The sequence below is a fragment of the Janthinobacterium sp. P210005 genome, from assembly GCF_036231865.1.
In the GTDB taxonomy this organism is placed as follows: Bacteria; Pseudomonadota; Gammaproteobacteria; order Burkholderiales; family Burkholderiaceae_D; genus Janthinobacterium; species Janthinobacterium kumbetense.
The window spans coordinates 14451-27393 of record NZ_JAZARC010000005.1; the positions used below are offsets into that span (position 1 = coordinate 14451).

At 64.8% G+C, this 12943-nt stretch carries 10 protein-coding genes; 3 read left to right on the forward strand and 7 right to left on the reverse strand.

What is annotated here, in order from left to right; translation table 11 throughout:
* Positions 1-7: 7 nt before the first annotated feature.
* From tssG to VPH40_RS19350, 7 genes are all read right to left on the reverse strand, one after another.
* The gene (gene tssG, locus VPH40_RS19320) at positions 8-1093 is read right to left on the reverse strand and encodes a type VI secretion system baseplate subunit TssG (protein ID WP_328574257.1); all 1086 of its coding nucleotides are present in this window, start codon (positions 1091-1093) and stop codon (positions 8-10) included.
* Positions 1057-2901, reverse strand: coding sequence for a type VI secretion system baseplate subunit TssF (gene tssF / locus VPH40_RS19325; RefSeq protein WP_328574258.1), 1845 nt, complete (start codon positions 2899-2901; stop codon positions 1057-1059). The genes tssG and tssF overlap by 37 nt, the downstream gene beginning before the upstream one ends.
* Before the next feature lie 2 nt (positions 2902-2903).
* On the reverse strand, positions 2904-3395 hold the full coding sequence (tssE, locus tag VPH40_RS19330) for a type VI secretion system baseplate subunit TssE (protein ID WP_035817453.1): 492 nt from the start codon (positions 3393-3395) through the stop codon (positions 2904-2906).
* Between the two features lie 95 nt (positions 3396-3490).
* Positions 3491-3982 carry an Hcp family type VI secretion system effector gene (locus VPH40_RS19335; protein ID WP_035817450.1) on the reverse strand — a complete coding sequence of 164 codons (492 nt, stop codon included), beginning with the start codon at positions 3980-3982 and terminating at the stop codon, positions 3491-3493.
* A gap of 33 nt (positions 3983-4015) precedes the next feature.
* The gene (tssC, locus tag VPH40_RS19340) at positions 4016-5500 is read right to left on the reverse strand and encodes a type VI secretion system contractile sheath large subunit (RefSeq protein WP_099664664.1); all 1485 of its coding nucleotides are present in this window, start codon (positions 5498-5500) and stop codon (positions 4016-4018) included.
* Between the two features lies 1 nt (position 5501).
* Positions 5502-6011 (reverse strand): type VI secretion system contractile sheath small subunit, encoded by a 510-nt coding sequence (tssB, locus tag VPH40_RS19345; protein WP_077402277.1) that lies wholly within the window; start codon positions 6009-6011, stop codon positions 5502-5504.
* Between the two features lie 73 nt (positions 6012-6084).
* Positions 6085-6657 (reverse strand): hypothetical protein, encoded by a 573-nt coding sequence (locus VPH40_RS19350; protein WP_328574259.1) that lies wholly within the window; start codon positions 6655-6657, stop codon positions 6085-6087.
* Between the two features lie 289 nt (positions 6658-6946).
* On the opposite strand from VPH40_RS19350, the gene tssK reads away from it, so the two are divergent.
* From tssK to tssI, 3 genes are read left to right on the forward strand one after another with little or no spacing between them, the layout of a single operon-like run.
* Positions 6947-8293, forward strand: a complete 1347-nt coding sequence (gene tssK / locus VPH40_RS19355; RefSeq protein WP_099664665.1) for a type VI secretion system baseplate subunit TssK — start codon at positions 6947-6949, stop codon at positions 8291-8293.
* 9 nt (positions 8294-8302) lie between these two features.
* Complete coding sequence (gene icmH, locus VPH40_RS19360) at positions 8303-9085, forward strand: type IVB secretion system protein IcmH/DotU (RefSeq protein ID WP_099664666.1); 783 nt, start codon at positions 8303-8305, stop codon at positions 9083-9085.
* Positions 9085-12906, forward strand: coding sequence for a type VI secretion system Vgr family protein (tssI, locus tag VPH40_RS19365; RefSeq protein WP_328574260.1), 3822 nt, complete (start codon positions 9085-9087; stop codon positions 12904-12906). Before icmH ends, tssI begins: the two co-directional genes overlap by 1 nt.
* Positions 12907-12943: the final 37 nt, after the last annotated feature.

The window sequence follows — 12943 nt, forward strand, 5'->3', positions numbered from 1 at the left end:
GGCGCGCTCAAGCCGGCGCATGCAGTTCATAGCGGACATCGGCGCGGTCGCGCGCCTCGCCGCCGGTGATCAGGAAACTGTCCCAGCCCAGCCGCCCGCCGCTGCGCGGCACTGCCAGCGCCACGCCCTGCACGTCGGCGGCGCGCAGCACCAGCTGCACTTCGTATTCCAGGCACAGGCCGGTGAACATGGCGAGCATTTTCTCGAGCGCGAGAGCGGCCGCGCCGCCGGGCAGGAAAGCGTCGAAGTGGCGGCGGGCCAGGGGGCCGATGGTCAGACGCAGGCGCAAGTCGCGCTGCCAGACGCGCGCACCGACCATGGCGGTGGCGCCCAGCACGGCGTTGCTGCCGCCCAGCGTACTTTGCTGCTCGCGCGGCACGTCGTACCAGCAGCCGACAAACTGGCTGACGGCGATGCGCTGCCCGAAATACTCGGACAGCACTTGGCCTATCATCACGGCCGACGGCGGCCGGTGGCGCATGGCGGCGGCAAAGTAGCCCACCGATTCGTCGAGCACGCCCGTGCCGTCCCCCGCCAGGCGCTGGCGCAGCGAGGCGTTGCCCAGCCCTGCCAGCGACAGCAGCAGCGGCAGGAACTGATCCTTGCCGTCGAGCTGATATTTGAGCTCCAGCCGGTACTTGCGCCAGGCCTCATAGAACAGGGCCAGGGCGCGGTTCGAGAACGTGTCGAGGAAGGCGCGCGGCCCCTCGTCCTTTTCATACAGCTGGTGCGTGGCGATGCGTTCCGTATAGTGCAGCGGCAGCGCGCCGGCCACGCCGAGAAAACCCATGAAGGCCGGCGTGACGCGCACGTATTTCAGCTGGGCGCTGCGCAGCGCCGCGCCCAGGGCGTTGGCGTCCGTGGCCAGTTCGCGCGGCTCGGGCGCCAGCGCTTCGATCTGGCTGGGGGCGAAGTCGAGCGAGACGGAATTCTGGAAGCGCAGGAAACTGGCCACCGCATCGTCGTGCGGCAAGCCATTGCGCCTGAGCCAAAGCTCCAGCATGCGTACCGCCTGGAAGTACTGGAAGCGGCAAGGCTGGGCAAACAGGCGCTCGATTACACTAGGCTCGAATCGCCGCTGCGTGGTTTGCATCGCCACAGCTCCTCTCCTGATTTTTTTGCCAGCACCACCAGCTGCGTGAAGCTGTTCGCATGCACATACAAGCCCAGGAAGCACTCGATCACATGCGCAAAGGCGTGGATGCCGCTGCCGACGAAGGCCTCTTCATCTATCGTCAGCCGCACTTCGACGCCGCGCACCAGGCAAGCGAAGGGATTGCCTGGCAGCCAGGCATTGGCGGCCTGGTGGGCGATGGCCGTGATGCCGCGGATTTGCCGCTGCGACGTGGCCGAGCGCGGCAAGTCGTACAGGGCCAGCATTTCCTGGAACGCTTCCAGGCCGCTGCCGGCCAGCGACAGGTGATTCAGCGACAGATGCGAAATCAACCGCCAGTGGGCGCCCCTTCCCCGTTCGAAACGGTGCGACTCGCTGGGTTTGCGCAGCAGGCTGATGCTGCGCACGCTGGAGCCGCCCTCGAGGAACAGGTCGCCGCCGTGCAAGCCGTAGGTCAGCTGCGCCGGCAAGTCGCGGTTGGTGCAGCTCAACTCCAGGCTGAGCGTGTCCGTTTCCACCGCGGCAGGATCGAAATCGATGTCGACGATCGAGATCTGCATCTCGTAGCCGGGACTCTTGCTGGCGATGATCTCGTCGCGCCGCATGACCCAGTAGTGGCCATCCCTGGCCGGGGTCTCGCCATGGCGCAGCGAATAGAATGGGCGGAATTCCACCACGGATTCGCCCTGCGGCGTCTGCCGCACCAGCTTGACCGAGTCGATGGCCTGCACCTCGAACGCATACGCGCGGCGCGCATCGGCCAGCACGGGGTAGCTGGCGGCCGTGTGCGTGAGGCGGATGGGCTCGCCGCGCTGGCGGAACAGGTTGACCACCGGCGTGCAGCCCAGCAGCAGGTTGTGCGTGTTCATCGTCCCCAGCAGGCGCGCCGTGTTCGAATCGGTGCGCAAGCCGCTCAGCGCCAGGTGCAAGGTGATGCGACGGCTGCCGGACGGCAGCGCGGCGCACAGCGCGCCCAGGTCGATGTCGAAGAAATTGAATTTTTCGGGAAAGCAGAAATACTCGGTCAGCAGCCGGTAGGCCGGATGCGAGCGGGCGGAAAACGGGATCAGTGCATCGTCCTCCGCAAAGCCGGCGCTGCGCACGGGAATGCCGTCGAGCGCGACCCAGCTGCCGCTGCCGTCCGCCTCAACATAGGCCTTCACGGTGCGCATGAACAGGGCGTCGCGCAGCGCCGCGCAAAACGAGGGCTGGCCATCGATGAACACGCGCAGCGACGCCAGTCCCAGCTGGGCCAGCGACAGCTGCGCGGCGCTCGACTCGATGGTGATGCGCACGCCCGAGGTGGCATTCGCCGGCAGCAGCACCTGTTCCGGCGCCTCGATGATGGCGGAAAAAGCCGCATGCGTGAGCGCCAGCGGCGCCACCGTCACGGGATAGGCGGTACGGAAGGTGCAGGCCACGCCTTTCACGGGGCGCGTCGTCAGCTCCGTGCCGCGGGCGATTTCCGCAGGCGCCGTCAGCTGCGCCGCCGCGGCGCCGTAATCCATGCGCGCGATCGAGCACGAGGGGAATGGCCGCAGGTAATGCGGATACAGCACTTCGAACAGCGCTTCGGTAAATTCGGGATAATCGTCGTCGATGCGCTTCGAGATGCGCGAATTGAGCAGCGCGAACGACTGGATCATGCGCTCGATGTGCGGGTCTTCGCACACCTCGCCGCCCATCAGCAGGCGGCCGGCGATCTTCGGGTAGCGCTCGGAAAACTCGCGCGAATAGCGGCGCAGGAAACCCAGTTCGCGCTCGTAATAGGGCAGCAATTCATCCAAGGTCAAGCTCCCGTGGACGCGGCGCGGCGCCCCTTGCTGATCGTGTAATGCAGGCTGGAAGGCTGCAGGATGGCGTCGAAGCTGACCGGTTCGTGCGCCGCATGCACCACCAGCAGCGCGCTGATGGCGAAATTGAGGCGGTTGATGGAGCCTTCCTCGATTTCCAGCGATGCGCGCACCTGGCGCAAGCGCGGCTCGTGGCGGGCGATGGCCTTTTCCAGGCACTGGCAGATATAGGCGCGGTCGTCCGTGCTCGACAGGCTAAGCCCGGCGAAATCGTTCAAGCCGTACGTGATGATCGACTTGCCGCACTCGGGAAAGGGTTTGAGCAGCGCCTCGGGCAGCACGGCGCGCGTGTTGAGCAGCGCTTCGAGATCGCGCGCCACGGTGTCTTTCAAGTCCTCGAGCGAGAGGCGCGAGACGGTGCCGCTGGAGGCGCCGTGCACGGGCGTATCCATCAGGCGGTCGAACAGGCCCGGCGTAAAACCTTTCATGGGCTTCCCGTTTCATGGGTGGCGTGGACGCCGCTGCCGGCGGCCAGGAAAGCCAGCGGCAGCAGCGCGCCGCTGGCGTACGCGGTCAGATGCGGTCAGGCTGTCTTGTTGGCCGACAGGTCCCAGCCGCCGGAGGTATTGCCGCCCGAGCCGCCACCCACTTTTTGCTGCGTGTACTTCCACTTGACCTTCGAATACTTGAGTGCCAGGTCTTCGCCGAGAATGTCGCCCGCGGCCACCGATGGCGCCACGCTGCTGATCATCACATTCTCCAGTTCGATCTCGAAGTACTTGATGCGCTCGCCCTGGCCATCGGCGCGCAGGAACTCGAGCTTGGCTTTCGGGATGGTCTTGCCAGAAGAGCAAGTTTGCAGCAGCAAGGGGCTGGCGAGATCGGCCATCTTGGCGATGACGATATCCTTGTGCTCGGTACGTTCGGCGGTATGGCCGCCGCCCGTCGAGGCGGTCGCCGATTTGGGTTGCAACACCTGCCACTGGACCGACTTGCATTCGATCCAATCTTTGTGGCTGTTATCCGTGGATTCGCCTTTGATGCCATCAATTTGCAAGTATACGTCGATTGCCATGTTATTCCTTTCAAGGGTGTGAAGAAAAATACATTACGATTTGGTCGACTGCGGAAGCTCCGCGACCAAACGGAGTGAAACGGACAATTCGTCGAGCTGGAAATGCGGACGCAGGAAGGACACGGCGCGGTACACGCCGGGCCGGCCCGGCACTTCCGCCACCTGCACCGAGGCTTCGCGCAGCGGAAACTGGGCCTTCTGTTCCTGGCTGGCGTTATCGTCGAGCAGCACGTACTGCGTCAGCCAGCGGTTGAGGAAATCTTCCACGTTGGAGGCGGCGGCAAAGCTGCCGATCTTGTCGCGCATCATGGCCTTCATGTAGTGGGCGATGCGCGACACGGCGAAGATGTATTGCAGCTGCGCCGACAGCACGGCGTTCGCGTTGGCGGCGTCGGTATTGTATTTTTTCGCCTTCTGCGCCGACTGGGCGCCGAAAAACGCGGCATAGTCCGTGTTCTTGCAGTGCACGAGGGAGATGAAGCCCAGGTCGCTCAATTCCTTTTCGCGGCGGTCCGTGATGGCGATCTCGGTCGGGCATTTCAGCGCCACCTCGCCTTCGTCCGTCTTGAAGGTATGTGTCGGCAAGTCTTCCACCAGGCCGCCCCCCTCCACGCCGCGGATCGCCGCGCACCAGCCGTAATCCTCGAAGGCGGCCGTCAGCTTGGTGCCGAACGCGTAGGCGGCGTTGCACCACAGGTATTTCTGGTGGTCGGTGCCGTCGACGTCCTCGACGAAATTGAAGCCGTCGACGGTGGCGCCATCGAGCGGATTGAACGGCAGCCGGCCCAGGAAGCGGGGCAAGGTCAGGCCCACGTAGCGCGAATCTTCCGATTCGCGCAAGGATTTCCACTTCGCATACTCGACCGTGTCGAAGACCTTGGCCAGGTCGCGCGGCTTGCCCAGGTCGCTGTAGCTTTCCAGGCCAAACAGTTCCGGCGACGCGGACGAGATGAACGGCGCGTGCGCGGCGGCGGCCACGTGCGACATCTGCTCGATGAAATACATGTCTTCCGGCTGGCGGCTGAATTCGAAGTCGCCCAGCAAGGTGCCGAACGGCGCGCCGCCAAAGGTGCCGAATTCCTCTTCGTAGACCTTCTTGAACATGGTCGACTGGTCGAACTCCAGCGCGCTCTGGAAATCCTTGACCAGTTCGCGCTTGGTCGCGTTCATCATCTTGATTTTCAGATTCGTGCCGGTGGCCGTGTTCTTCACCAGGTAGTGCAGGCCCGTCCAGCTGCTTTCCAGCTTCTGGAATTCGGGCGCGTGCATGATGGCGCTGAGCTGCGCGGAAATGAGCTGGTCCAGTTCGGCCACGCGGGCATCGATGGTGGCGGCCAGGTTGTTCGATACCACCACCGTGCCATCCATGACCTGGCTGACCAGTTCGGAAATCAGATCCTTGGCGCGGGCGTGTTCGACGCTGGATTTGGCCACCTTGCTCTGCTCGACGATCTGGTCGAGCAAGTCGATTTCGGCGGCGCCGGCAGCGCTCAATGCGGGGGTCAGTTGTGCGGACATATCAATCTTTCCTGACGTGGGAATGTTGTTCCAGCTGGGCCAGTTTTTCCGTGCTGTTGAGCACGTCATTCAGGATGTCTTCCAGTTTGTCGTTGCCGGCCAGCTTGTTGCGCAGGTCGGCCAGCTTGGTGCGCGCCTCGAGCAGCTTGCGCAGCGGCTCGACCTGCTCGACCACCGCTTCCGGGCGGAAATCGGCGATCGCGCGAAATTTCAGCTCGACGCCGAACTGGCCGCCAGCGGCGCCCAGTTCATTCGGCACGCGGAAGGTGGCGCGCGGCTCGATGCCCTTCATCACTTCATCGAAATTGTCGCGGTCGATGTCGACGAACTTGCGGTCCTTCAAGCGCTTCTGCTCGAGTTCGGAATTGCCGCCGAAATCACCCACCACGCCCACCACGAAGGGCAGCTCCTTGTTTTCGATGGCGTCGCCGATCTCGACGTCATAGGTCATCTGCACGCGTGGCGGGCGTACCTTTTGCAAGCGCTTCTGCACACTATCTTTTTTCGACATGACATCCCCTTCCCAAATATTGGCGGCATCGGCGATGCGCCTGTTGAACTGCGGCGTACCTGTGCCTGGCTGGCTACTTCAGGGCGTTGAATGGATTGGCGCTGCCCTCATCGGCAGTGCGCTTGCTTGGCTGCTTGCGCGACGCGCGCACGGGCGGCTTGTCCGGCGGCGGCACCAGCACGGTTTCGCCCAGGCTCTCGCGCAGCAGCTTGGCCAGGTCCTGCGATTCCGCGCGCAGCGGACCGGACAGGTTGTTCTGGCGGCTCAGGTCGGCCAGCGCCCGCGTCGACAGGCGCAGTCCGCTGATGGCGATCACGCTGTTGGCCAGCTTGTCGGCAGGATCGCGCACCAGCACTTCCTGGGCATTGAGGATGGCTTCACCATACTGGCCCGCATCGTAGCGGCTTTGCGCCATGCGCACCCAGGGCTGCTTGTCGGCGGGCGCCGCGGCGGCCGCCTCCTGCCACAGCGCCAGCGCCGCCGCCTTGTTGCCCGTGTCCACCGCCTGCGTGGCCTTGGCCATCAGTTCTTCCAGCGTCGGCGCCACGACGGGCGGCGGCTTGGCCACCGGCGCCGTATTGCAGGCGCTGAGGGTAAAAGCACAGGCGATAACTGCAAGCGTGCGTAGCGAAACCAGGCGTGTCATGTTGAGCTTTCCTTCAAAAAAGAAGACGGTTTTGGCAATTAAAAAGTTGCTTTTTATAGTTGCTAATTGTTTATTTTTCGGAGCGTAGCATGATTTCAAAATTCACTGCGTTCGATAGAAAATACGCGAAAACTCACACTACTTACGCTAAAAACGTACCGTACGCACCATTCTTCAAGATAATGTTAAGGTTCTTGCAGTTGCGAAAAAAGCACCAAGTTGCGCGATGCGAAGCATGATTTTCAGTCGCTGCCGCGCGCCTCACTGTGTCTGGCATAGAGGGCAATTCATGAGCATGGCAAACAAATTGTTATGGGGCGAAGGGCTGTTCCTGCGGCCCCAGCATTTCCAGCAGCAAGACCAGTACCACGAACAGCGCCTGCACGAGAGCGTCAAGGCGCTGCACCCGTACGCGTGGGGCGTGAACCAGTTGCAGATCGACCGCGATGCGCTGGCGAACAACAGCTTGCGCCTGCTGGAACTGTCGCTGGTCTTCCAGGACGGCGAAATCTACAACGCCGCCGGAAGCGATGACCTGCCCGACGCGCTCGACCTGGGCAACTTGCCGTCGTCGCTGCAATCTGTGACCTTCCACGCCGCCTTGCCGGCTTTCAAGCCATTCGGCGGCAACTTCGCCGCCAGCGGCCAGCCCAACAACGCGGCGCGCTACGCCCAGGCCAATCTCAGCACGCCGGACCTGTACACCCAGGCCGCGCAGGCCGAACTGACCTACCTGAAAAAAACCCTGCGCCTGGTCGCCGATGCCGAACCGCGCGATTCCTACGTCAGCTTCCCCCTGCTGCGCCTGCGGCGCCTGTCGACGGGCGGCTTCGAGCAGGATCCCGCCTTCGTGCCCCCCAGCCTGTCCATCCGCAGCGCGCCCCTGCTGTTCCTGCAGCTGCGCCGCCTGATCGACGCGCTGCAGGCCAAGGTCAACGCGCTGTATGGGCATCACCGCGAGCCGAGCAAGAGCGTGATCGAATTTCGCTCCGGCGACATGTCCTCGTTCTGGCTGCTGCATACGGCCAGCGCGGCCTACGCCTCGCTCAGCCATTACTTCCATCATCCGGCGCTGCATCCGGAGCGCCTGTACGAACAGCTGCTGGCCCTGGCCGGCGGCTTGATGACCTTTTCACGCAGCCATGCGCTGGCCGACCTGCCGCCGTACCGGCATGCCGATCCCGGACCGTCGTTCGCCCAGCTGCACGCCATGATCCGCGAATTGCTCGACACCGTGATCTCGTCGAAATACTTCGCCATCGCGCTGACGGAAACCAAGCCGTCCTACCATCACGGCAAGCTGGACTCGGAAAAGATCGATGCCAAGACGGCGTTCTACCTGGGCGTGTCCGCCGACATGGCCGGCGTGGAACTGGTCGACGTAGTGCCGCTGCGCTTCAAGGTGGGCGCGCCCGACGACGTGGAAAAATTCGTCCTGTCCGCCCTGCCCGGGGTGCGCCTGCAGCATGCGCCGCAGGTGCCGGCCGCCGTGCCGGTACGTCCCGACATGTTTTACTTCACCATCGAGGCCAAGGGCCAGATGTACGAACGCATGCTGCAGGCGCAGTCGCTGCTGGTGTATGTCCCTTCCGGCATGCGTGAACTGAAACTCGAACTTGTCGCCGTCACTTCCTGAGGTCCAACGATGCACTCCAGCGCCCCCCCTTCCCTGATGTCCGGCAGCCAGGCCGCCTATGCCGCCAGCATGGCTGCCGGTCCCGGCACCGAACACACCTTGATGGACTTGATGTACGACGGTTTTTACGCCCTGTTCATGCTGAAGAACGGCAGCGGGCCGCAAGACAATGCCGATTTCATCAGCAAGATGACGCACTTCCTCGATGAATTCAGTCGCGGCGCGAAAAAACAGGGCGCGTCGGCGGACGACATCGACGCCGCCAAATATGCGTTCTGCGCGGCCGTCGATGAAATCATCCTGCGTTCGCCCTACAGCATCCGCGACGAATGGGCGCGGCGGCCGTTGCAGCTGGTGCTGTTCGGCGACCAGCTGGCCGGCGAAAACTTCTTCATCCGTCTCGAAGCGCTGCGCGCGCGCGGCAGCGCGCACCTGCAGGCGCTCGAGGTCTTCCACATGTGCCTGCTGCTGGGTTTCCAGGGCCGCTACATCCTCGAAGGCCCGGAAAAACTCAATTACCTGACGGCGCGCCTGGGCGACGAAATCGCCCAGATGAAGGGCAAGAAAACCGGCTTCGCCCCGCATGCGGAGCGGCCCGACCAGATCATCCACAAGCTGCGCAACAACGTGCCGCCATGGGTGCTGTGCTCGGTGTTCGCCCTGATCTGCGCACTGGGCTACCTGGGGCTGCGCACCATGCTGGCTAAACAGACGCAAGCGCAGATCAATGCCTATAACGACATCGTCAAGCTGGCGCCGCGCGTGGCTAACCTGAGCATTACCCTGCCGTGATGGGCGACGCACAACAAACCCCCGCGGCAACGGGCCAGTTCGGCACGGGCCTGAGCCAGCACGCACGGCTCATCACCCTGGCCACGGCCCAGCAGTCCGGGCAGCCGGAATCGCTGATGGCGGAACAGTTCGAAGGCCGCGAGGCCGTCAATGAACTGTTCCGCTTCGAGGTCGACGCCCTGAGCACCGCGGCCAGCCTGGACCTGGCCTCCTTCATCGGCGAAGAAATGACGCTGTGCCTGCTGCAGCCCGACGGCAGCCAGCGCGCCTGGCACGGCATCTGCACCGATTGCGCCTGGCTGGGCGCCGACGGCGGCGTGGCGCGCTACCGGCTGCGCCTCGAGCCGGCCCTGGCCCTGCTGCAGCTGCGCCGCGACAGTTACATTTTCCAGGACAAGAATGCGCGCGACATCGTCACCGAGCTGCTGGCCGACTACCCGCAGCTGCGCTTCGCATTCGATGTCAGCCAGGCGCTGGCCACGCGCGCCATCTGCACCCAGTACCGCGAAAGCGACTTCGATTTCTTCGCGCGCCTGCTCGCTGCCGAAGGCCTGAGCTGGCGCTTCGAGCACGACCAGCCCGGCGGCGCGCAGGACAGCGGCGATGACCAGGCGCAGGCCAGGCACAAACTGGTGATCTTCGACAGCAAGGCCACCGCGCCGCAGACGCCGGGCGGCGCCGACATGCGCTTTCACGGCGTGCGCGCCACCGATACCGACGACGCCATCGACCGCTTCGGCGCGCGCCGCCAGGTGCAATCGAACGCCGTCAGCATCAGCAGCTGGGACCCGGCGCAGGTGACGGCGCCCGCCGCCGAGCAGGTCTCCAGCCTGGAGGCCGGGCAATTGCCGCAGCTGGCCGTGTATGACGGTGCCGGCGAGCGCCTGCACGCCGACCGCGCAGCGGCCGGGCCGCACAGCGAGCGCATGCTGCAAGCCCTGGAACTGGACAACAAGCAGTTCGACGGCGCCGGCGCCGTGCGCCGCCTGGCCGCCGGCCACGCCATGCGCCTGCTGCAGCACGAGCAGCATGCCGATGGCGCCAACGCCTTCACCGTGCTGTGGGCCGAGCACCAGGCGCGCAACAATACAGGACCGGCCGGCGCCAGCCTGGGCGACATGCTGTCTAAGCTGGCCAGGACGGCCGGCCTGGGCGGCGTGGCCGACTGGATCGCCGGCCAGATCGAGCCGGGCACCTACCGCAACCGCTTCGGCTGCGTACGCACCAGCGTGGCCATCGTGCCGCGCGCCACCGCCGCGCGCGCGCCGGCCGTGGCACTGGGTCCGCAGACGGCACTGGTGGTGGGCCTGGCCGACAGCGTGGCCACCACGGGCCGCGACCACCAGGTGCGCATCCAGTTTGCCTGGCAGCGCGGCAGCGCCGCCAATCCCGGCGGCCTGGCGCACAACACCGACCTGCAGGGCAACGCGCCCGGCAACGAGGCGTCCGGCGCCTGGGTGCGCGTGGCCGAAGCGCTGGCCGGCCCGAACTGGGGTTCGCAATTCACGCCGCGCCTCGGCACCGAAGTGCTGGTCGACTTCATCGAAGGCGACATGGACCGCCCGCTGGTCGTCGCCCAGCTCTACACGGGCAGCGATACGCCGCCATATGCGGCCGGCGAGGATTCGGGCGTCAACCACGCGGGCGCCCTGTCGGGCATGCACAGCCACAATTTCGATGGCGCCGGCTACAACCAGTGGGTACTGGACGATACCCAGGGCCAGCTGCGCACGCGGCTCGCTTCGAGCAGCGCCGCCACCGAGCTCAATCTGGGCTACCTGGTGCAGCAAGGTGCCAGTTCGGCGCAACGGGGCAACTACCGCGGCAGCGGCTTTGAGTTGCGCACCGATGCCTGGGCCATGCTGCGCGCCGGCGAAGGCGTGCTGCTCTCGACCACGGCGCGCGCGCGCCAGGGCGCCGGCGTGGCGTCGAGCCAGCTCGACACCAAGGAGGCGCTGGCCCTGCTGCGCGGCGCCTGTGAACTGAGCAAGACGGTGGCGACGTCGGCAAGCCAGCAAAAAGCCCTCGTCAGCAAGGATGCGAACCGGGCGCAGCTGGACATGGCGAAGCAGATCGACCCGCAGCAGGATGGCAAGTACCAGGCCAGCGTCGGCGGCCAGGAAGCCAGCAAGGCGGGCAGCGGCACGCGCGCGCCCGATGCGGCGCAGCCCGTGGAACGCTACGCCCAGCCGCTGGTGCTGATGGAGTCGCCCAGCAGCATCAACTGGGCCACGCCCGCATCGACCGTGCTGTTCGCGGGCCAGCAGCTGCACTGGACGGCGCAGGCCGACCTGCACATGACGGCCGGCCAGACGGTCGCCTCGGTGGCGGCCAACGCGGCCACGCTGTTCAGCCAGGAAGGCGGCATCAAGGCCGTCGCGGGCAACGGCCCCGTCTCGCTCGAAGCGCATACCGACCAGCTGGAAATCCTCGCCGATCAAGCCGTCACGGTGATCTCCGTGAGCGACAGCATCGACATCAAGGCCAACCAGAAAATCGTCCTGCAAGCGGGGCAATCCTCGATCACGCTCGAAGGCGGCGACATCACCTTCCGCTGCCCCGGCCATTTTACGGTCAAGGGCGGGCAGCATCTCTTCAATGGCGGCGCCAGCGCCGCGGCCGGCCTGCCGCCGTTGCCGGACAGCCGCTTGAAACTGTTCGACGAAGGCTTCGTGCTGAAAGACCGCGACACGGGCGAACTGATGGCGCGCCAGCCGTATCGCGTCAAGCGCGCCGACGGCAGTATCGAAACGGGCATGACGGACGCCAGGGGCCTGACCCACATCGTGGCGGCTGCCGCCGTCGAGGCGCTGGTGATCGAACTGCTCAAGTCGCCGGGCCAGTTGCCCGAGACGGAGAGCAGCCCTGACCCGGCTCCTGCGCCCAGGCCGGACACGCGCGCCAAGTCGCCCGCGCCCGGCACGACGGCCAAGGCGCCGCCCAACCCCGAACCGAAATTCAAGGCAACGGGTACGTCCAGCACCAGCCCCGTCGACAACAAGCAGCGCAAGGAAGTGCTGATCAAGCGCCCCGCCTGCTGGATCGCCGACTATGAAAAGGAGATTAGCGTCTCCAGCGTGCCGCGCTACAACAACACCTTCGGCGCCACTGGCGCGCCGCATAACTATTTCGACACCGTGCGCTACAAGATCTACGTGCCCGTCAAGTCGAATACCGGCATCATCGCCGAATTGCGCGTCAAGGTGATCACGGTGCTCGAGCCGGCCGACCAGGCGCTGGAAGACCGCGAGAAGGGCACCCCGCAGGCCGCCACGCGGGCCAAGCAGCGCGCCGCCGTCATCAAGTACGTCAAGGGCATCGCCACCACGGGGCTGGAAAGCCACTGGAACAATAAATTCCAGATGAAAATCAGCGATCCGGAATGCGGCACGCGCACCCTGCCCATCATCTACCGCGTCGTTTATGTGGAGAGCAACGAGCACTACGTCATGCAGATCCACAAACGCTACGACCGCGAAAGCGTGACGGGTACCATCATCGACGTGTCCGCCTCGACCGATGGTCAGACACACGCCCATGAATTCGGTCACTGCTATGGCTTGCCGGATGAATACTCGTATGTGGAAGGAGACGACGAGACCGTCAAATACAAGAAACCGGACGGCAGCTGGGATGCGCCCGTGCCTTCGCTCTCGGACGATGAGGAACCGGAACCGGCCGCTGCCAACATCATGAACTCGGCCGGCTCCATCGTCATCCGTGACCGGCATGCCTGGCAGATCGCCATCGAAGTGCAGGACTTGCTACGGACGAAAATAGGACGGCAGATCAAATGCGATATCATCCTGAACGGCTCCTAATCGCACTGCTCGCAGTGTCCCTACAACTCCCAGGAAA